Below are 20,884 nucleotides of genomic sequence, written 5' to 3' on the forward strand. Positions count from 1 at the left end.
AGTACGTCCTTGTAAGCTCTTACGCGGCATCCATGCCGCGTAAGGTCCCGCGACGCTGGACGGGCAAGGACCAGTGGAGATGGTCGGTGTGCGTGGTTACAAGCAGGGGATGCAGCGCGGTAATTCGATTAGGTGCAGTCTGATCAGCTCAGTTCCATCCGATCGATGTCACTGCCATCCAACACCAACTCACTCGTCAAACCAGGGGCCTGGGCCAACACGCTGCCGCTATCGAGACAGCGCTGAGAACTTTATCGGTCGCTCTTCGTAGTGCGTGCAGTTGGGCGATATCGCATGCAGCACCTGAAACCGTGGGATACCGCTACCTCGCACACACACACCTATGGTGCTGCCTTACACCACTAACGCCTGCAGCGACTCCCGCTCCAGCTGCGCATACAGCGCGAACTCGTCGTGCACCTGCGCGCCCAACGCCTGCTCGAAACTGCGCTTGCTCGAATGTGCGGCGTAGGCGCGTTGCTCGGCGCCGCCAAGATTGGACTGGAAGATGCCGGCCGCACTGACCGGCAGGAAGTCTTCATAGATGATCGGATCGGCACTGACCAGGCCGAGTGCAATGGCCGTTTCTGCCGGGAATGCGGCCACTTGCGACGGATCGCTGCGACCGGCGTCGGTCAACGCGTAACGGAAGTAGCCCAGCCCTTCCTGACGCAACAGCGCCTCGTCGTCTGGAAAGGCCACGAACGCGGTCTGCAGGCGGGTGGCGTAATCGGCACCGGTGCTGCCGGCGCCATCGGCGTCGCGCGCCTGCGCCAGCAGCGCGTCGTACAGCGCGCGGCCCTTGGGCGTCAGCGCAAGCCCGCGTTGCTCGATCTCGCCAAAGCGCGCGGTATGCGTGCCGTGCTCGGGCTGCCCGCCGTCGCCGACAAAGCGCACCGGCTCTTCCAGCGCCTTGAAGCTGGTCTGGCGCAGCAGGATCGGCACGCGCCGACACGGCGGCCCTTCGATCACCGCCTTCGCATCGATGCCGGCACGCTGCATCTGCGCCTGCGCCGCGTCGATATCCAGCGTGCGTGGAGTGAGGTGATTGATATGCGGGCCGTGGAAGCTCACCACATCGGCGATCAGCTTGTGCGCCTCGCTCAGCGCGCGGTAGGTGGGCAGCGACACCGTGGCATCGCCGTGCCAGCGGAAGGTTTCCAGCGCTTCGGCCACGAAACGCTGCGCCTGCCCGGCATCGAGCCCGCCGACACGCTCGCAGTGTTCGATCAACTCCACGACCGCATCGGTGAAGATCTGCCGCTGCTCCAGGATCTGCGCCGCCTGCTCGCGCAACCCGGCATCCTCGATCAGTTCCAGCCGCAGCAGCGAGGTGAACACGCGGAACGGATTGGCCGACAGCGCGGCTTCGTCGATCGGGCGGAACGCGGTGGAATGCACCGGTACACCGGCCACCGACAGATCGTAATAACCCACCGGATGCATGCCCATCACCGCGAACAGCCGACGCAAGGTGGCCAGCTCCTGCGCGGTGCCGACCCGGATCGCGCCGTGCCGCTCCAGATCCAGCCGTGCGCGCTCGTCATTGCGCTGCAGCCGCGCCGCCAATGCCGGATCGGCTTCCAGCGTCTGCGCGTTGACCTGCGCCACCAACCTCATCAGGTCGCCGTACAACGGGACCTCGGCGCGATACATGTCCGACATCGCCTGTGCAAACAGGCTGCGGATGTGATCGGAGGAAACAAACACGGGATCGCGCATGGGACGTCTTTGGCGGAGCCGGCCAACGCCAGCGTTGCTGCATTCTCGCCGACCGCGCCCTGCGCCGACCAGCTGCAGGGCAGCATGTTGCCGCACAGACAGCCGGCGTACGGTTGATGACGCCAGACCTTGCCGCTGCCTACGCCACTCGAACCGCATCACACGCGCTACAGCCCCGTCTGCACCGCCGCTTCGGCCGCCTCGCTGGCCTGGCGCGCGGCCTCCAACCGCTGCGCATGGTCGCCAAGCTGGCGACGCAGCAGCGCGTCCAGGGTGATCGGCCGTTCCCAGCGGTCGTAGCTGGCGACGATGGCATGCCGCAGCGCACGCATGTTCGCCACGTCCGGCGCCACCGCCAGGCGCGTGATCACGCCCTCCCACCCGTCGTGATGGTCGCGGCTGTAGGCGCGTACGCTGTCGCGGCACGACAACCGCACCACCTGCGCCCAGAAACAGGCGAAATAGAGATCCCCGGCATGCCAGCCGTGCACCTGCAACAGCGCCTGCACGTAGTCGCGCGGCGTACCGGAGTAGCGCGCCACTTCGTCGATGAAACTGTCCGGGTAGCGCTGTGCGTAGCTGCCCATGTCGGCCAGATGCTGGTCCACCCAGGCATCGCCGGTGCCAGGAACCACCGCAGGGGCTGCATCCGTCGTTGCGGCGGATGTTGGCGTGGGCGCAGGCGAACTCTGCGCAGCCGCCCATGCCGGCAGCAGCAGCGCCATCAGCAAAGGCAGGGATCGCACCAGGGAGGTCGGCAGTAAACGCATCTGCCGATGATGCCGCATGCCCGCGCCGGTGTCAGGCCGATTGCGGTTCGGGCGCTCCGGATGCATCGGGGTAGCGGTCGCCGGGCATTGCGAACGCGTGTGCAGCATCGGTGATGCCTGCCGTACGAGCATCGCCGCGGCTGACAGGGTGCAGCAGGCCTGATCCCGCTCTCAGCGCAAATCGTAGAACCCGATCTGATGCACTTCGCGGCAACCGGTCAGGTCGCAGGCACCGACATAGCCCGGTCCGATGTAGCGCTGCCGTGCATCGCGATTGTGCGGGCTGCTGTAAGGGTCCGGGCCATACAGACCATTGCCGTAATAGATCTGCCCGTAGGGGCGGTTGCGCGATGCGCCCAGCCGCAGTCCCGCGCCATCCATCGGATATCCCCCGACGTAGCCGCCATATCCACCGTAGCGCTCGTGCGAATACCTGTCGGCAGAGGATGCGCTGGCGCTATGCCCGCTCGGACGGCTCTGCAAGGTCGCAATGCTCTGGCCTTGTGCGTCCACATAGCCTTGCTCGGGGTCGAAGCGCACCTTTCGGACATACACCACGTCCCCACCCTCTCGTCGCGTACTCAGGCGGACATAGCCGCCGCCATCGTCGTAGTAGGGCTGACCATCGCGAAAGATCACTTCGCTCGGATTGACGACTTCTTCTTCGAGTTCGGCCGCCACCAGTGCTGGCGCACCGATCAGAGCCAGCAAGACGGCCAGGCTGGCACGGTACGTAGACGACAACATGCGCATTGGTGATCCCTCCAAGATCGGCCAGCCGCATGCGACCGACCTGAGACGTCCTGTTGCCGGGCACCGAGGTCCCCGCCGTTTGCATCTGCCATCCAGCTCGCGCGCTGGCCGCAGCATGCCTCAGCTTAGCGCGTGCTGCCGGGCCAATGCATCCAGGGCGTGCACCGCCGCCGGCCAACCGGCCGGGTCGGGCACCTCGCGCATGCGCGGTTCGTCGGCGGCCACGCCGTGCTCCTGCTCGTGTGCCCAGGTCACCGCGTACGGGGTGTAGATGCCCCAGCCACCGATCGCCAGCACCGGCTCCACGTCCGAACGCAGCGAATTGCCGATCATCACAAAGCGCTGCGCCGGCAGGTCGAACTCGCCCAGCACCCGCGCATAGGTGGCGGGATCTTTTTCGGACACTACCTCGACCCGTGGAAACAGATCTGCCAGCCCCGACTGTTCGATCTTCTGTTCCTGGTGGAACAGATCACCCTTGGTGATCAGCACCACCGCGTAGCTGGCGGCAATCGCGCCGACTGCCTCACGCACGCCGGCAATCACCTCGACCGGGTGCTGCAACGTGGCGCGGCCGATCTCGACGATGCGCTGGATATCGCGTGCCTCGATGCGGGCCTGCGTCAGTTCGATCGCGGTTTCGATCATCGACAACGTCATGCCCTTGGCGCCGTAGCCGAAGACCTTGAGATTGCGCCGCTCCACTGCCAGCAGATGCTGCTGCATGCGGCTGTCACCCAGATCCAGGTAGCCGGCCAGGATCGCTTCGAAATCCGCTTCGGCGCTGCGGTAATAGTCCTCGCTCTTCCAGAGGGTATCGTCGCCGTCGAAGCCGACCAGTTGAATCGCCTGGCCGTCGCGCTGTGCAAAAGAGGTCATCGCGCAAGTGTAGAGCCTGTTCTCCCGTTTGCGGTGAGTCCAGGGACGCCTGCTGACGAAGAGATGGCGACGGCACGCGACATCCGCGGCGCCGCTACGTCGGTGCGACCGCGTGGCACCCCTCGTCACCTGGAGCACCGCACGGCCGCAACGCACACGACGATCCATCGCATGCTCCACCCGCATCGGAGGCTGCAATCCTGCTGGAGGTTAATCCCCGGCCGCGTCACCCGGACCAGGCTGATAGCTGGCGAATTCGTCGCGCGACAGCCGGCCATCGCCATTGCTGTCGAAGCCGGCAAAACTCTCGCGCAGGACGGGGTCGGCACCAGCTTCAGCCGCTGTCAGCAATCCATCGGCATCGGTATCCAGACTGCGAAACGTGCGTGGCACCAAGGTCCCGGCTTGCGGTGCGAGCGATGCCTCCGCACCGCCCTTGGCGCCGGATGGGCCCGCAGGGCTGGCGGGTAGCAACGGCGTGGCGGCGGGCGATGGCGGGTCGATCGGCAACGGCGACATCGTCGGCGTCCTGGTCCCCGCCGTGGCCGGGAGTGCAGGTTGCCGATTGGCCGGAGGCAACTCCGGCGGCGCGGAAAATGCCAACGGTGGGCTCCACAGGGCAACCAACAGGGCGATGCGCAAGTGCGACATGGGAACGAGGCCGGAACGGGGTCGCATTACCGTAGCGTGCCGCACGTAAAGAAAACGGGAGCGACCCTGGCAGATCGCTCCCGCATGTCCATCCTTCTCAAACAACTGACTCAAACAACTGATTTTTGAAGCAACTGATGTTAGAACCGACCGCAAGCCAACGATTGACTTGCGGACAAGTAGCCAGCGGCCGGCGGCACGTACTACACATATGCTTCTCGACTACGCTTCTACGACACAGACGCCGCTCGGTACTGGCGCGACACTCACATCTCCATCTGGTCAGGCATGCGTCTCACCTGACTGACGGATCGCATAACAGGTGATTGTGTGATGTGCAGTTACCTCCGTTGATGATGACGGGCTGGTGTGTTGCAGAACTGCGCTATCGGGTGTGATCGGATTGCTTAGTTGCCTTGCGAGCCGGTGGCGCCGGCACCGCCCTGCTGCTTGGCGACGAAGGCCTTGTACTCGTCCGGGGTCAGCTTGCCATCGGTGTTGCCGTCGGCCTGGTCGAAGATCTGTGCGAGCCCGGCATTGACCTGCGCTTCCTGCTTGCTGATCGCGCCGTCGCTGTCGGTATCCACGCTCGCCCAGGTCTGACCACCGCCGGAACTTGCGCCACCGGACTGGGCCGAGGTGGCCGAGCTACCCGACTGCGCTGCGGCATCCTGTGAAGTGCTTTGTGCCATGGCCGGCAGCGCCAGAGCGGCGGCAAGAGCGGCGGTTGCGGCGAGCAGCGAGGTGCGGTTGCGATTGTTCATCTGGGTGGTCTCCTGTGCTTGGGAATGCGCGGTGTTGCCGTGCATGGAGCCACCTTACCCAACCCGAATGAACGCACAACCTGGCGCAATTTCCCGCGAAACGTCCTCTTAACCACACTGGCCGCGTTTGCGATTAGCCGGCTGTTAGGCCGCGGTGAGCCAAATCGAAACGCTTCATTCAATTGTCGAAATTATGCGAAATCTGCCGCGTTTTTTAACGCCTTATTACGCGTTTGGCGTGTCGTCGTCCCACGTCCCGGAACTGAACAATTTCCAACCCAGCACCACACCTGCGATCGCACCCATCACTTCCAGCACGACGCGCGATCCCAATTCATTGGGATCGTGGATCTTGGCCAGCGCCAACCGCGCATAGAGAGGCGACTCCAGCCGGACGATGCTGGTGTAGACGAGATTCCAGATGTCGTAACCGGCGCCGATGGCCACCGCGAGCAGGCAGGCGATGCCCAGCGTGTGACCGTGGGTGAACTGCAGCCGTCGGCCGATGTGTTCGACCGCAGCGAACACCACCACGCCAAGCACAAGCGCAATCAGGCCTGCTTCCAGCGAACCGAGCAGGCCAAAATGCAAAGACAAATTCATCGCGACGATCCAGGCAGCAGGTGCATCAGTCTAGCGGCTGCAGCCGATGGAGCGCGGCGCAAGGCGTCCAACAGCCCGCCCATGCGCATCGGCGATGATCGGCGATGATCGGCGCCATCGTCCAGCTGCACCACCACAGCCGATGATGGCAGCCCCCGCATTGCCTCGGGGCTACGGCGCCCGCCTGGTGATGCCGATCATCGGATGTGTTCGGCTTCGATGGCTGCACACGGCTGGGGAAGCACGCCAGGGCTGATGGCCTGGTCGAAAGACGCATCCCGGCACGGCCGGGCCATTCCAAAGAAAATGACCCGCTCACGGCTTCGACAGCCAACGCGCGCCCGCTCACGCATCGTCTTGCCCACGCGCGCTGACCTGCGCCTCGCCTTCCTCGTCCCACTGCACGCTCACCGAGATCGGCTTGCAGCACACCTGGCAATCTTCGATGTAATGCTGGTCGCCACCGGTCAGATCCAGCGTCAGCGTGATCCACTCCCCGCAGTACGGGCAGGCAATATCGACAAAGCGTTCCGGGTCGGACATGGCAATTCCTATGAGCGAGGGGAGATCACACCACGCCGCGCAGCCGAGGTGCGTCGACAAGCGCAGCGGCTAACAAAACGGCTTCGCGTCAGCCTACTGCAGGCAGGCTATCTGCGGCCTGGCTGCAGGGCCCTTGCCCGCCCAGCGTCGCGGGACACGCTGCAAGTACGTCCCTGTAAGCTCTTACGCGGCATCCATGCCGCGTAAGGTCCCGCGACGCTGGGCGGGCAAGGACCAGTCGAGATGGTCGGCATGCATGGGTTTAAACACAGCAACCAGCGGAGTCGCTGGTGCCGTGTCCTCGCCGCTGGCGGGACCGTGTGGCGGCATGGATGCCGACACCGAGCCTCCAGGGATGGATTCACGGCGTGTCCCGCCAGCGGTGAGGGCACCGCGCATTCGACCCACTCAGTGTTTGATCTGGACTTTTGACTGCATCCACCAAGATACGGCCGACAAAACAATTGCACTCACTGACAGGCGCTCGCTAGGTTGTGTTAGCTACTCTAAGTGTCAGCGGCTGTCGCGCCTGGCACCTGTCAGGTTTCCGACTGCACCGACGTCGCGCTTGCAATCAATCGACCGGCACATCGTACGCGGTGTCGGGGCTCGGCTCAGGACGGAGGGTGAAATGCCACCATTCCATCGGATAGTTGGCAAATCCTTCGGCCGCCATGGCGCGCACCAGTCGCTGACGGTGCATGCGCTGCGTCGCGCTGATATCGCGCGCATCGGTATGCGCCCGCGAATCGAAGAAATCGAAATCGGTTCCCATCTCGACTGCACGGCACAGCCCCTGCCGGCAATCCAGCAAGCCCAGATCCACCGTTGCGCCCCGGCTATGCCCGGAGGGCTCGGCAATGTAATCGCCCAGCAGCGCACGCTTGTCTACAGTCGGGTAATACCGCGCCTTGGTCGATTGCTCCTGCAAATCCGCAGCCCAGAGCACGAATGCCCGCACCGCTCGCACCGGCCGATAGCAATCGAACACCTGTAGCCGATATCCATCGCGCTGGAGGGTGTGCGCCACCCGCGCCAATGCCTCGGCCGCAGGACGCAACAGATAGCAGGTAGGCGCCGAATACCCTGGCACCACACGCCCGGTGAAGTTGTCGCTGCCTGCATAGCGCATCTCCGCCACGATCTCGGGCGCGAGCGTATGCACGTCGATCAGACCCGCTTGGCCAACGGTCTTGGCCGACGAGACGCGCACATCCGCTGCCGAGGCAACGCTCGGTACGAACGCGATCAACGCCAGCGCGGAACAGGCCATCGACCGCCAGCGACGAGACGCCATGTGCAACAACCTGACGTGCTTCATTGCGCTCCTGGACATACGGAACTAGAGAACCCAACGATACCCCAGCATCCGAACCGGATCGCCAGGCGCCGCAGCGGCCGCGATGCAATCACGAGCCGTCACCCTCAATCGATTCGGCAGTAGCAGGCGGACTCGCTGGCCTGGGCGATCCGGTCAACGCGTAAAGGATGCGCGCATCCTCGGCATCCAGCGTGTGCGCCTCATTGCCGCGATAGTGATGGTGAAACGCCCGCACTGTGGCGGCCGGGTTGTCGAGACTGTAGCCAAGCACGGCGAGCGCTTGCCAGGGATCGAAGCCCGGCGGGGCGGCAGCGGCATCGGCGGCGGGCCAGCGACCAAAGCCTGCATCGGCCAGACGCTTCCATGGGAACAACGGCCCCGGATCGGTCTTGCGCGTGGGCGCGACGTCCTCGTGGCCGACGATCTGCGTGCGTGGAATGCGCAGGCGGGTGCACAGGTCGTCCAGCAATACCAACAAGCTGTCGATCTGGGCAGGCGCGAATGGTTCGCTACCGTCGTTGTCCAGCTCGATGCCGATCGACGCGGAGTTGATGTCGGTGATGGTGCCCCAGCGGCCGGCACCACCGTGCCAGGCGCGCTCGTCGTCGCTGACCAATTGATAGCGCTTGCCATCGCCTCCGATCAGATAATGCGCACTGACCTTGCCCCCACGATTGCGTCCGCGCAGCGTGCTCAGGCTTTGCTGCACCGAGTGCTGGTCGGTGAAGTGCAGCACGATCAGGATCGGGCGCCGCGCGTCGTAATTGGGCGACGGCACCCATTGGGCCAGCGGATTGCGCTGCGGCGCATGCGCGCAGGCAGCCAATGACAGCACGATCAAGCAAAGCGCGGCATGCCGCCAGAACGAGAACGGCAGCGTGGACAGGGGCGGCATCGAAATCTCCTGGCGAAACGACAACGGGCATCTGCCATGCCGTTGCCTTGATGGACATTGCATGCGACCAACCCATTATCTGCCCAGTTGGCCACGTTGGGGGCACAGAAGCCGCATTGCCCGACAGGTCAGCGGACACGTTGCGTAGGGTGGCATATCCTGAGCCGGCGTCTTGTCCGATCCGATGCTCGATTGCCGCAAGGTTGCTCCACGTACGAACGCGGCTGCACCGCATCACGCGCGGCTCGCGGGCGTCGCTCGGCCGATGACAGCTGGCACTACACCGGCACGGCTGTTGAGCGTGCACCGCCGCGTCGGCACCATTGCAGCATCGTCCGACCGGACAATTGGCACGCCCGGCAGCGGCATGCGTACACTGCAAGCCATCTGCCCTCACCGTGCATCGCGAATGCGCTTGCAGCATTCGCGCAGCGTTGCGCCCGTCATCCGTTGCCGCATGTCGCCTTCAAGAGTCTTCTCCATGCCACTGTCGCGCTACTTGCCGACGTTACTGCTGGCCATCGCGCTGCCCTGCCTGGCAAGCTCGGCAACCGGTGCCACAGGCGTGCAGCAAACCGTGCCGTTTGCCATCAGCGATGCGCAGCTGACCGCCGATTACTGGATCCAGCGCAGTCGCACCGCGCAAATCCCGCGCATGGATGCCGCGCAGATTGCCAGCTTCAATACGCGCCTGCTGCGCGACGATGCATCCATGCACGATCTGGCGCAGTTGCCGCAGGTGGTATCCGCTGTCGAAGTGCGTGCACGCATCGAGGCGTTGTCGGCCACACCGACGCGGGTGTTGTACGACACCAATGGGCACCGCATCGATACAGCGCATCTGGCGGCCTTGCGCGCGTCCCTGGCGCTGGACGCGCTTCCCGCGCAGGTGGCACCGCGCTTCGCGCTGGTGCTAAGACGCGCCGCACTGCGCACCTTCCCCACCAGCCAACGCGTGTTCACTACCACCGACGACCACGATATCGACCGCTTCCAGGAATCGGCGCTGTCTGCCGGCACGCCGGTGGCAGTGCTGCACGACAGTGCCGATGGTGCCTGGCGATTCGTGCTCGCCACCAACTACGCGGCATGGATTGCGGCCGATGAGATCGCCGAAGGCGGTCGCGCCGAGGTGCTGGACTACGCAAGGCGCAGTCCACGCCTGACGGTCACCGGTGCACGCGTGGAAACCGCCTATACGCCAGAACTGCTGCCTGTGTCTGCGGTGAAGTTCGACATGGGCGCCAGCGTGCCGATCCTCGGTGACTGGCCTGCGCACCAGCCGGTCAATGGTCAGTTGCCGCTCGCTGCCCATGTGGTGCAGTTGCCGCTGCGCAATCCCGACGGTCGCCTGCAGTTGGTGCCGGCGTTGATTCCGCGCAGCGCCGACGTGCATGTGGGTGCACTACCGGCAACAGATGCGGTACTACTGCGTCAGGCCTTCAAGTTCCTCGGCGAACGCTATGGTTGGGGCAACGATTACGACGCGCGCGACTGCAGTGGCTTTGTGCTGGATGTCTATCGCAGCCTGGGCATCGTGCTGCCGCGCAATACCGGCGATCAGGCCCGCAGCCCAGCACTGCGTCAGGTGCCGTTCGATGCGCGTGCACCATTGCCCAAGCGCCTGCAGCAACTCGCGCAGCTACAGGTCGGCGACCTGATCTACATCCCCGGCCACGTGATGCTGGTGATCGGCCATGAACGCGGTGCACCGTGGGTGATCCATGATGTGGCCGGCGCCAACTATCGCGCTGCCGACGGCAGCATGCAGCGCGCGCGCTTGAACGGAGTCTCGGTCACGCCACTGTTGCCGCTGCTCGGCACCGACGGCACGCCGTTTAGCGACCGGATCACCCGCATCCAACGCATCGCAGCGCGTGATACCCCATGAAGAGCGCGGACATCCCGCGCTGAATGCGCCCGTGCACTCGCCCGTCCTCGGGCAACGTGACCTTACTTCACTTCTGCTGGCGTGCAGGTCGAACGGATGCCATCGGGTCTCGACCACGCGCCTGGTGCGCATCCGGCACAGCCGTCGACGGCTGACCGGCTGACCGGCTGACCGGCTGACCGGCTGAGCATCGCTGCAACCATCCGGTCGACCAGGTGGCGCATGCGACATGCCGCGGCATTGCTGAGTACAGTAGCCGCAAGAGGGTGTGGGTGAGAGGCCCCGGCAGCGCACCACACGCCCACCGGACACCACTGACCTGACGCCGCCTCGTCCTGCTTGACCATCCCCCGGAGCCCGCATGCGCCTTGCCACCTTGTTTCGATCCGTCGCGCTGTTGGCATTGGCAAGCGGTAGCGTGTGCGTGACTGCCGGGCCAATCGATGCGTTGCATCAGGCCCGTGCGCTGATCGTGGTCACCACGGCGGATTGGGACAGTACCCAGGCGCGCCTGCAGACATTTAGGCGGGTGGATGGCCGGTGGCAACCGGCGGCACCGGCATTTGCCGTTGCGCTGGGCCGGAACGGCAGTGCCTGGGGCGAGGGCCTGCATCCTGCACAGGCGCAGGGACCGCAAAAACGCGAAGGCGACGGCCGCAGCCCGGCCGGTGTGTTCGCGATCGGCCCGGCCTTCGGATATGCGCCAAGCATCGACAGCGCGATGCCGTATCAAGCCATGACGGCGACCAACTACTGCATGGATGTACCGACCTCGCCGCTGTACAACCGCATCGTCGATACCGCAGAGGTAGGCCAGGCGGCAGTGGCCGGCTCGACCGAGCCGATGCGGCTGGACCTGCACGATCCGGGCGATGCGCGTTACAGCCAGGGCTTTGTGATCGCGCACAACCCCAGCGCGATTCCCGGACGCGGCAGCTGCATCTTCGCGCACCTATGGCGTACGCCAGGGCAGGTCACCGCCGGCTGCACCGCGATGGCGCCTGCCGACATGCGCCGCGTGCTGGCCTGGTTGACGCCCGACGACATGCCGCTGTTCGTGCTGTTGCCGCGTGCCGAATACGCACGCGTGCAAGCAGCCTGGCGGTTGCCCATGTTGAAGGAGGCGGCACGATGAGCACACCTGCGTCCGCACCCGATTCGACCGGCATGGTGCGCGTGGTCAGCCGCTGGCAGATCGTGGGATTGTCGATCAACGATGTGATCGGCAGCGGCATCTATCTGCTGCCTGCGGCCACCGCCGCACTGCTGGGGCCGATGAGCCTGTGGGCGGTGATGCTGGCGGGCCTGGCGGTGGCGTTGCTGGTGCTCTGCTACGCGCAGGCGGCGAGCTATTTCGACACGCCGGGCGGCAGCTATCTGTACACGCGCGAAGCCTTCGGCCCGTTCGTCGGCTTTCAGATCGGCTGGATGATCTGGCTCACCCGCATCAGTTCGGCCGCCGCGCTGAGCAATGGCCTGGCCGATGCAGTGGCACGGTTCTGGCCAACGGTCGCCACCGAGCATTGGGCACACCTGCTGGTGGTGGTTGGTTCGTTGGGCTTGCTCACCGCCATCAACGTGATCGGGGTGAAGTCGGCCGCACGTACCGGCATTGCGCTGGTGATCGGCAAGCTGGTGCCGTTGCTGCTGTTCGTGGCGATCGGCCTGTTCTACGTGGACTGGTCGTGGGCATTCGCCGGCACCGCGCCGGATGTGCGCGATCTTGGCAATCTCGGCGAAGCGGCCTTGTTGCTGCTGTTTGCCTACGCCGGCTTCGAGAACATTCCCGCTGCGGCAGGCGAGTACCGCAATCCGCGTCGTGATGTGCCGTTCGCGCTGATCACCATGATCGTCACCGTGACCCTGATCTACGCAGCGGTGCAGGTCGTCGCGCAGGGGACGCTGCCCAATCTTGCCGCCTCGCCCACGCCGCTGGCCGATGCCGCAAGCCGCTTCGGTGGCGAAGCGCTGGCGCTGATCCTCACCGTGGGCGCCACCATCTCCATCCTCGGCACCACCAGCAACACGGTCATGCTGGGCCCACGTTTCCTGTTTGCGCTGGCACAGGATGGCTACGGCCCGGCGTTCCTGGCACGCGTGCATCCGCGCTTCCACACGCCTGCGGCGGCCGTGCTCACCCAGGGCGTGCTGTCGCTGGCGCTTGCGCTGTCCGGGTCGTTCACGCAGCTGGCCTTGCTGTCGATGGTCACACGCTTGTTTGCGTATATCGGCACCGCAGCTGCGGTGATCGTGCTAGCGCGCCGCTACCGGCAACGCACCGACACATTGCGCCTGCCCGGTGGGCCGGCGATTCCCATCGCGGCGTTGCTGCTGTCGTTGGGGCTGCTTGCCAGCGCAAGCTGGCAGAACCTGGCCGCCGCCGGGGTGGCGTTGCTGGTGGGTTGGGTGTTTTATCTGTTCCCGCGCAAATCCGCCTAGCGATTTCGCAGCGCGCTCGCGCCAATCTCACGCACGTCTAACCAGGCGCGCCCAACGCTGCAGTTCTCATCTGCATGGGAGCTTGCAATGAAACTGCGCCATGTCTACAGCACCGCCGATCTCGACAGTGCACAACGCGTTGTGCACGCCGCACGAACCGCAGGCATCGACAACGATGGGTTGTCGCTGATTGCCCGCTCGGATATCGAGCTCGAACGCATGCCCGACGAACGCAAGGACGCCACCACCGATTTCCTGCCCGCCGCCGCACGCGGCGCAGCCACTGGCGGCGCGGCTGGCCTGGTCGCAGGATTGGTCGCAATTGCCGTGCCTCCGATCGGCCTGACAGTGGCCGGCGTGGGCGTGATGGCGGTGGCTGGCGCCCTGGTCGGTAGCTGGACGTCGGCGTTGGTGGGAGCCACCGTGCCCGATCCGATCCGGCGTCAGTTCGAAGAAGAGATCGAGGCCGGGCGGGTCCTGGTGATCGTCGATGCGGACGAGGCGGAACTACGCAGTGTCGAACCCACGCTCATCGCCGCAGGGGCGAAACACCTGCCTTACGAAGTAGCATCTGCGGCGACCTGACAGCCAACGGTTGTGCGCAACGATCAACGTGCCGACATGTCGCTGCAGCAGAGCGCAATCACAAAGGAATTGCTCAAGACATGCGCGTTGATGCCCCCATCACTTCACTTGTCAACGGAGTTAACATCGGCGGTTCTACCGTAGGTCGTACATTCACCACGGAGACGCGCATGAACGCACCGTATCAGATTCCCGGACGTGCCCCGGACGAGAACAGAAGCCAGAATGTGTCCAGCTATTGGCGCGAACGCTTTACCGAAGAGCCTTATTACGCAGAAGGCGACCGCTACGAAGACTACGAAGCGGCCTATCTGGCCGGTCACGAAGCGCGTATCCGCGACGTTGCACGCGCCTACGATCAGGTCGAAGCCGAGTTGCACCGCGATTGGGAAGCCAACCGTGGCTCATCGTCACTGAGTTGGAGCAAGGCGCGTCATGCAGTCCGTCGTGCCTGGGAAAACGCCACCGACTTTGTGACCGGCGATGCTTCCAGTTCCGACGCTACGAAACGCCACCGCTAAGGTGGCGTTTTTCATGCGGTGGCCGCAGCTATCGGCTGATGATGGTGGCGGACTAGAAGAGGTTCCTGCGCTAACACCGGTGACATCGCACAGCTGTATCGCATCGTCACCAAACCGGCACTGCGCGCTGCGATTGCATGATGCAATCGCTTCGCCAGGCATCGTGATACCACCCATGCGCAGCACCGGCGCGATGGCCGGCTGACCAGCCGGAGCGTGCAGAACGCGGAAGATGCCGCTACTGCCGAGTGGCATTGCCGCAGTGCCATCTACCTGGTCGCGCACATGTTCTTCAACGACCTCAATGCCAATCTGCACAACTACGGAGTGAACGCGGGTCTTGCTCGTCGCGCAGCTTCGCCTGCATTCCCGCTGCGATCAGGTACCCGCCGCCAACGGCAACACCGTTCCACCGGCTGGTGGAGCAATGTCGTTGAAGTCCGCTGCAAGTAGACTGCTTTGCATGTTTAGTGGAACCACGATGTGAGACGCCGGCCACCCGCAGAAAGTGAATTGGTACAGGGGCGCGCTCGACGGCGTGGTGTAACGTGAAAAACCCGACGCGGGATACGTTGCGGGAAGGCTGCAGCGTAACCACGATCTATCCACTGGAGGACCTCATGTCTGCCCGCCATCTGCTTGCTCTGGCCTGCTCGGCCACCCTGTTCGCCGCCAACCTCGCGGGTGCAGCTCCCGCTGCCACCGCTGCAGCTTCCATCCCAAAGGCGCAATGGCCGTTTCAGGCCACCACCGTTGCCGACTTCGACCAACCCTGGGCGATGACGTTCCTGCCCGACGGCACGCTGCTGGTGAGCGAAAAACGCGGGGCATTGATGCGCCTGGATCCCGCAACCAAGCGCAAGAGCGCCATCACCGGCATTCCGGCCGTGGCTTACGGCGGCCAGGGCGGCTTCGGCGATGTGCTGACGCATCCGCGCTTTACCCAGAACGGCCTGGTCTATGTGAGTTATGCCGAGCCGGGCCAGGGCGATACCCGTGGTGCAGCGGTTGCGCGCGCCAAGCTCACCCTGGATGCGACTGGCGGCGGCACCTTGTCGGATCTGAAGGTGATCTGGCGCCAGGACCCCAAGGTCAGCGGCAATGGTCACTTCGGCCATCGCCTCGCGTTTGGGCCGGATGGCAAGCTGTGGATCAGCTCCAGCGAGCGCCAGAAGTTCGATCCCGCCCAGGACATGAAGGCCAATCTCGGCAAGCTGATCCGGTTGAACGACGACGGCAGCGTACCGGCCGACAACCCGTTCGCCTCTCAGGGCGGCGTGGCCGCGCAGGTGTGGTCGCTGGGCCATCGCAATATTCTCGGCATCGCCTTCGATGGCAACGGCCGTTTGTGGGAACACGAAATGGGCCCGGCCGGTGGCGATGAGCTCAACCTGATCCAGCGCGGCGCCAACTACGGCTACCCGATCGTCTCCAACGGCGATCACTACGACGGCAAACCGATCCCCGATCACGATACCCGCCCGGAATTTGCCGCGCCCAAGATCAGTTGGACCCCGGTGATTTCGCCAGCCGGCTTTGTGATCTACAACGGCAAGCAGTTCCCGGCATGGCGCGGGAATGGCTTCATCGGCGGGCTGTCGTCGATGGCCCTTGTGCAGGTGTCACTCGGCGATCAACCACGCGAAGTGGCCCGCTACGACATGGGCGCACGCATCCGTGAAGTGGAACAGGGCCCTGACGGCGCGTTGTGGTTGCTGGAGGACGAAGACAACGGCAGCACCGGGCGTCTGCTCAAACTGACGCCCAAGAGCAAGGCGGCGATCGAGACCGAGGCCTGACGCCCAAGCCCCTGGGTCAGCAACATCGTGCCACCGCCACACGTTCGCTACGTGCTGGCGGTGGTTGCGTCACCACTGCGATGCCCAAGCTCCTGGATGCACGAGGCCCGCTGCGCTGACGACGGCCACGCGAGCCAGCATCAGCCGTTTCAGCCTTGCAACAACTCGAACGTCACTGCCTCGCCACTCTTGGCCGATGCGCACACCCACACATCGAACACACCGGGCTCGGCGCCGAACACGCCCTTGGGGTTGGTGAATGCCAGCGCATCGCGTGCCAGCGTGAACACCACATCCCGACTTTCGCCCGGCTGCAGCAGCACCTTGCGAAAGCCCTTGAGCTCGCGCACCGGGCGCACCCGGCTGGCGACGCGATCGTGCACGTACAGCTGCACCACTTCCTCGCCGGCAACGCTTCCGGTATTGGTCACACGCGTGGTGATGCTCAAGGTCTGATCCCAACCCAGTTGCGCGCTGCTCAACTGCGGCTGCGCATAGGCAAAGGTGGTGTAGCTCAAACCGTGGCCGAACGGATACAGCGGCTCGTTGGGCATCTCGCGCCAGCGCGCCTTGTACTCGGACAGCGTCGGCAATTCCGGGCGACCGGTGCGCAGATGGTTGTAGAAATACGGCTGCTGCCCGGTCACCTGCGGAAAGCTGATCGGCAGACGCGCCGACGGGTTGTAGTCGCCGAACAGCACATCGGCCACACCGGTACCGGTCTGCGTGCCCAGGTACCAGGTCACCGCAATCGCCTCGGCATCGCGTACCGCACCGTGCAACGCCAGCGCACGCCCGTTACGCAACAACACGACGATCGGCGTGCCGGTGGCGGCGACGGCTTCGGCCAGCGCCTGCTGCGCCGGCGGCAACACGATCTCGGTGCGCGACTGCGCCTCGCCACTGAACCGCTGCGGCTCGCCCAGCGCCAGCACCACCACATCGGCGGCCTGCGCCGCATCGATCGCAGCAGAGATGCCGCCTGGCAGCGGGTCTTCCAGCCCGCAGCCGGGCACCACGTGGATGTTGTCGCTGTCGACCACCGCACGCACGCCCTGCTCCAGGGTCACATAGCGCTCCTTGTCGCCGAACAGCGTCCAGCAACCTTCGATGTTCTCGCGGTCCTGCACGAACGGCCCGATCAGCGCGATGCGCTGCCCGCTTTTCTTCAGCGGCAACACGTCGCCGTCGTTCTTCAGCAGCACGATCGAACGCCGCGCGGCATCGCGCGATAACGCATCGTGCGCGGGCAGGTGCGCGGTGTCCGCTTCGCGTGCCGGGTCCAGCGAGCGATACGGATTGTCGAACAACCCGATGGCGTCCTTCAGCTGCAACATGCGGCGCACACTGGCATCCAGCGTGGCCATCGGCACCTCGCCGCTTTCCACCAGCGACGGCAGATGCGCAGCATAGAAGCCGCTCTGCATGCTCAGGTCCAGGCCGGCCAGGAACGCTTTTTTGGTCGCATCGCGCTCATCGGCGGCGTAGCCGTGCGCGATCAGCTCCATGTCGGCGGTGTAATCGGAAATCACCACGCCGGGAAACTGCCATTCGCCGCGCAGGATCTCGGTCAGCAGCTCGTGGTTGGCGCTGGCCGGCACGCCGTTGATGTCGTTGAACGAGGACATCACGGTCAGCGCACCGGCATCGAAGGCGGCCTTGAACGGCGGCAGATGCACATCGCGCAGGGTTTGCGGCGCGATATCCACGGTGTTGTATTCCATGCCGGCGGCCACCGCGCCATAGGCGGCAAAGTGCTTGGGCGTGGCCAGCAGGCAATCGTCGGCGGTCAGATCGGCGCCCTGGAAGCCGCGCACGCGGGCGGCAGCAAAGACCGCGCCCAGCAGCACGTCTTCGCCGGCACCTTCGGCGCCACGTCCCCAGCGCTGGTCGCGCGCGATGTCCACCGCAGGCGCGTAGGTCCAGTGCAGGCCGGCGGCGGTCGCCTCGATCGCGGTGGCGCGCGCGGTGCGCTCGGCCAGCTCCGGCTCGAAACTGGCCGCCTCGCCCAGCGGAATCGGGAACACCGTGCGCATGCCGTGGATCACGTCGGCGGCCAGGATCACCGGGATGCCCAGGCGGCTCTCTTCCACTGCCACCTTCTGGATCTGCACGCCCAGCGCCGCGCCGACGCCATTGAACAGCGAGCCGACCAGCCCCTGCCGGACCTGCTGCAACACCTCGTCGGCGTTGAGCACGTTGGCCTCGGGATTCACGTCCGGCGCGAACGGCCGCACCATGTCGGCGAACACACCCAACTGTCCGACCTTCTCTTCGACGGTCATCTGGGCAATCAGGGTTTCGATGCGATCAGCAGCCATGAGATCCTTGAGAAAACGTTTACATGGCCGTCGATTCTAGCCTGACGCGGCCACGAGGGTGCAAGTTTCGGGATTTGCAATGCGGGATTCGGGGTTTGTAGAGTCCGGTTGAACCGTGTGCTGGCGCTCTGGATCGGCGGCGCGGTGAGGGATCCGTGGTCCGACGCCACCTGGGCCTCTCCGGGACTCGGCCATGGTCGACCCTCGCCGACAGCTGCAGCGGCCGGTGGCCGTCAGCTGGCCCGCTCACGCTCGATGATCACCCCCACCGCCTGCGCGCCGCGCACCGCACCGGGCTTGCTCAGCTTCAACCGCAGCCAGTGCACGCCGAACTCGTCCAGCACGATCGCCGCGCAGCGCTCGGCCAGGGTCTCGACCAGACCGAAATCCGATGCCTGCACGAATTCGATCAGCCGCTTGCTCACCGCCTTGTAGTTCAAGGTATCGGCGATGTCGTCGCTGGCAGCCGGAATGCGGTTGTCGAAGCCCATTTCCAGATCGAACCGCAAGGTCTGGCGGATCCGCCGCTCCCAGTCGTAGATGCCGATGAGCGCATCGATGTCGAGACCTTCAATAAAGACTTTGTCCATGGGGAATAGGGAGTCGGGAATAGGGAATGGTGAAGAGCACAAGCAACGGCGGCAGCGCGAACGGAATCGGAATAGCGCTCTTACGATTCCCGATTCCCGATTCCCGATTCCCGCGCCGCCGCCAACGGCGGCAGCGCAGCCATATCCCAACGCGGCGTCACATGCACCGACGCATCGGCGCGCTCGCCGGCTTCCAGCCTTAGCGCGCCGGCGAAGGCGATCATGGCGCCGTTGTCGGTGCACAAGGCCGGGCGCGGGAAGCACACCCGGCCGCCGCGTCGCTGGGCCGCTTCCTGCAGGCGCGCGCGCAAGCGTTTGTTCGCCCCCACGCCGCCGGCCACCACCAGGGTGGTGCAGTCGGCCGCGTCCAGCGCGCGCAGGCATTTGATCGCCAGCGTCTCCACCACCGCGTCCTCGAAGCCGCGCGCGATGTCCGCGCGCGTGGCATCGGACTGGTCGCTGGCCCGCCAGGCCAGCAGCACCTGGGTCTTGAGCCCGCTGAAACTGAAATCCAGGCCCGGCCGGTCGGTCATCGGCCGGGCGAACTTGTAGCGCCCCGGCGTGCCGGTTTCGGCCAGCGCCGCCAGCTGCGGCCCGCCCGGATACGGCAGGCCCATCATCTTGGCGGTCTTGTCGAAGGCCTCGCCGGCCGCATCGTCCAGGGTTTCGCCCAGCACCTCATAACGCCCCAGCGCCTGCACCGACACCAATTGGGTATGCCCGCCGGACACCAGCAGCGCCACGAACGGCGGCTGCGGCGGATCGTCTTCCATCAATGGCGCCAGCAGATGGCCTTCCATGTGATGCACGCCGATCGCCGGCACGTCCAGCGCCCAGGCCAGCGAACGCGCCACGCCGGCACCTACAAGGAGTGCGCCGACCAGGCCGGGACCGGCGGTGTAGGCCACGCCATCGAGCTCGTCGATGCGCAGCCCGGCCTCGCCCAGGGTCTGGCGGATCAACGGCAGCAGCTTGCGCACATGGTCGCGGCTGGCCAGCTCCGGCACCACGCCGCCGTATTCGGCATGCAGCGCGATCTGGCTGTAGACCGCATGGGCGCGCAGCGCCGGCACGCCGGATAGCGCGGTGTCGTAGACCGCCACACCAGTCTCATCGCACGATGATTCGATCCCAAGGACTTTCACGGCAGCTCGGCAGACAGATACATGCGGCGCATTTTCGCAGCTTTTGTGCTGCGCAGATCGGCCGGCGGCGATCTGCTGCGCCGCCGCGTCCGGCAGCCCGCTTCCGGCGCGAGCGCACGCTTTGACAGGCCTGCCGGTGCAATTGCCACCGGGGGCTTGCAGGCCGTTTGTAAGTCGTTATAATGCGCGGCTCGCCGGGGCAACCCGGAAATTCCGTCACGCGAGTCCGCTCGCACCCGCCCGGGGCTCCCGGACGGAAATCCCATTATCTGGAGAACCCATGCCCAGCGTTAAAGTCCGCGAGAACGAGCCCTTCGAATTTGCGCTCCGCCGTTTCAAGCGCACCTGCGAAAAGGCCGGCGTGCTGGCCGAAACCCGCAAGCGCGAGTTCTACGAAAAGCCGACCCAGGAGCGTAAGCGCAAGGCTGCCGCTGCCGTGAAGCGTCAGTTGCGTCGTTCTTCGCGCGACGTCACCAAGCGCCAGCGCTTGTACTGATCGAACGCGGTTCCTTGTCGCTGGGCATGCGCTGAAGGCGCGACCCGGCGGAATCGAACCCAAGAGCCGGCACGCGCGAGCGTCGCCGGCTTTTTGTATTGGTTTCCATGTTGCCTCTGCACCGCAATGCGCAGGCACACAGGCGCTGGTGCCGCGCTTGCGCGCTCTGCAGGCCATCCCGCCTCGGCGTGTCTGT

At 65.1% G+C, this 20,884-nt stretch carries 20 protein-coding genes; 7 read left to right on the top strand and 13 right to left on the bottom strand.

The window, feature by feature from the left end; translation table 11 throughout:
- Positions 1–354 precede the first annotated feature (354 nt).
- The 10 genes from GGR62_RS11460 to GGR62_RS11505 form a co-directional block, all read right to left on the bottom strand.
- Positions 355–1,722 (bottom strand): VOC family protein, encoded by a 1,368-nt coding sequence (locus tag GGR62_RS11460; RefSeq protein WP_184408023.1) that lies wholly within the window; start codon positions 1,720–1,722, stop codon positions 355–357.
- Positions 1,723–1,889: 167 nt separating this feature from the next.
- The gene (locus GGR62_RS11465) at positions 1,890–2,510 is read right to left on the bottom strand and encodes a hypothetical protein (protein ID WP_184408060.1); all 621 of its coding nucleotides are present in this window, start codon (positions 2,508–2,510) and stop codon (positions 1,890–1,892) included.
- A 153-nt stretch (positions 2,511–2,663) separates the two neighbouring features.
- Positions 2,664–3,245, bottom strand: a complete 582-nt coding sequence (locus GGR62_RS11470; protein ID WP_184408024.1) for a hypothetical protein — start codon at positions 3,243–3,245, stop codon at positions 2,664–2,666.
- 120 nt (positions 3,246–3,365) lie between these two features.
- Entirely contained in the window at positions 3,366–4,124 is a 759-nt protein-coding gene (locus GGR62_RS11475; RefSeq protein WP_184408025.1) for an HAD family hydrolase, read from the bottom strand.
- A gap of 210 nt (positions 4,125–4,334) precedes the next feature.
- Positions 4,335–4,742, bottom strand: a complete 408-nt coding sequence (locus tag GGR62_RS11480; RefSeq protein ID WP_184408061.1) for an EF-hand domain-containing protein — start codon at positions 4,740–4,742, stop codon at positions 4,335–4,337.
- Between the two features lie 440 nt (positions 4,743–5,182).
- On the bottom strand, positions 5,183–5,539 hold the full coding sequence (locus GGR62_RS11485; protein ID WP_184408026.1) for an EF-hand domain-containing protein: 357 nt from the start codon (positions 5,537–5,539) through the stop codon (positions 5,183–5,185).
- A gap of 225 nt (positions 5,540–5,764) precedes the next feature.
- Entirely contained in the window at positions 5,765–6,142 is a 378-nt protein-coding gene (locus GGR62_RS11490) for a hypothetical protein (protein ID WP_184408027.1), read from the bottom strand.
- Positions 6,143–6,487: 345 nt separating this feature from the next.
- Positions 6,488–6,685 (bottom strand): CPXCG motif-containing cysteine-rich protein, encoded by a 198-nt coding sequence (locus GGR62_RS11495; RefSeq protein WP_006449379.1) that lies wholly within the window; start codon positions 6,683–6,685, stop codon positions 6,488–6,490.
- A gap of 574 nt (positions 6,686–7,259) precedes the next feature.
- Positions 7,260–7,958 carry a M15 family metallopeptidase gene (locus tag GGR62_RS11500; RefSeq protein WP_260305862.1) on the bottom strand — a complete coding sequence of 233 codons (699 nt, stop codon included), beginning with the start codon at positions 7,956–7,958 and terminating at the stop codon, positions 7,260–7,262.
- Positions 7,959–8,094: 136 nt separating this feature from the next.
- The gene (locus GGR62_RS11505) at positions 8,095–8,901 is read right to left on the bottom strand and encodes an N-acetylmuramoyl-L-alanine amidase (RefSeq protein ID WP_184408029.1); all 807 of its coding nucleotides are present in this window, start codon (positions 8,899–8,901) and stop codon (positions 8,095–8,097) included.
- 481 nt (positions 8,902–9,382) lie between these two features.
- On the opposite strand from GGR62_RS11505, the gene GGR62_RS11510 reads away from it, so the two are divergent.
- The 6 genes from GGR62_RS11510 to GGR62_RS11535 all read left to right on the top strand — a co-directional run bounded on the left by GGR62_RS11510 (position 9,383) and on the right by GGR62_RS11535 (position 16,136).
- Positions 9,383–10,792: an SH3 domain-containing protein gene (locus tag GGR62_RS11510; RefSeq protein WP_184408030.1), complete on the top strand. Its 1,410-nt coding sequence runs from the start codon at positions 9,383–9,385 to the stop codon at positions 10,790–10,792.
- Positions 10,793–11,153: 361 nt separating this feature from the next.
- Positions 11,154–11,927 carry a L,D-transpeptidase family protein gene (locus GGR62_RS11515; RefSeq protein WP_184408031.1) on the top strand — a complete coding sequence of 258 codons (774 nt, stop codon included), beginning with the start codon at positions 11,154–11,156 and terminating at the stop codon, positions 11,925–11,927.
- Positions 11,924–13,231, top strand: coding sequence for an APC family permease (locus GGR62_RS11520; protein WP_184408032.1), 1,308 nt, complete (start codon positions 11,924–11,926; stop codon positions 13,229–13,231). The genes GGR62_RS11515 and GGR62_RS11520 overlap by 4 nt, the downstream gene beginning before the upstream one ends.
- An 87-nt stretch (positions 13,232–13,318) precedes the next feature.
- A complete protein-coding gene (locus tag GGR62_RS11525; protein ID WP_184408033.1) occupies positions 13,319–13,816 on the top strand; it encodes a hypothetical protein in 498 nt (165 codons plus the stop codon).
- 170 nt (positions 13,817–13,986) lie between these two features.
- The gene (locus GGR62_RS11530; RefSeq protein ID WP_184408034.1) at positions 13,987–14,337 is read left to right on the top strand and encodes a hypothetical protein; all 351 of its coding nucleotides are present in this window, start codon (positions 13,987–13,989) and stop codon (positions 14,335–14,337) included.
- 620 nt (positions 14,338–14,957) lie between these two features.
- A complete protein-coding gene (locus GGR62_RS11535; protein WP_184408035.1) occupies positions 14,958–16,136 on the top strand; it encodes a PQQ-dependent sugar dehydrogenase in 1,179 nt (392 codons plus the stop codon).
- Positions 16,137–16,285: 149 nt separating this feature from the next.
- Here the strand turns inward: GGR62_RS11535 and GGR62_RS11540 are convergent, their stop codons facing one another.
- The 3 genes from GGR62_RS11540 to tsaD all read right to left on the bottom strand — a co-directional run bounded on the left by GGR62_RS11540 (position 16,286) and on the right by tsaD (position 20,192).
- Entirely contained in the window at positions 16,286–18,457 is a 2,172-nt protein-coding gene (locus GGR62_RS11540; RefSeq protein WP_184408036.1) for a glycoside hydrolase family 3 N-terminal domain-containing protein, read from the bottom strand.
- Positions 18,458–18,690: 233 nt separating this feature from the next.
- Positions 18,691–19,047, bottom strand: coding sequence for a dihydroneopterin aldolase (gene folB / locus GGR62_RS11545; RefSeq protein ID WP_184408037.1), 357 nt, complete (start codon positions 19,045–19,047; stop codon positions 18,691–18,693).
- An 80-nt stretch (positions 19,048–19,127) separates the two neighbouring features.
- A complete protein-coding gene (gene tsaD, locus GGR62_RS11550; RefSeq protein ID WP_184408038.1) occupies positions 19,128–20,192 on the bottom strand; it encodes a tRNA (adenosine(37)-N6)-threonylcarbamoyltransferase complex transferase subunit TsaD in 1,065 nt (354 codons plus the stop codon).
- 280 nt (positions 20,193–20,472) lie between these two features.
- Between tsaD and rpsU the strand changes: the two genes are divergently transcribed.
- Positions 20,473–20,688 (top strand): 30S ribosomal protein S21, encoded by a 216-nt coding sequence (rpsU, locus tag GGR62_RS11555; protein ID WP_002808376.1) that lies wholly within the window; start codon positions 20,473–20,475, stop codon positions 20,686–20,688.
- Positions 20,689–20,884: the final 196 nt, after the last annotated feature.

The sequence above is a fragment of the Xanthomonas sp. 3075 genome (genome assembly GCF_014197275.1).
Taxonomy (GTDB): Bacteria; Pseudomonadota; Gammaproteobacteria; order Xanthomonadales; family Xanthomonadaceae; genus Xanthomonas; species Xanthomonas campestris_B.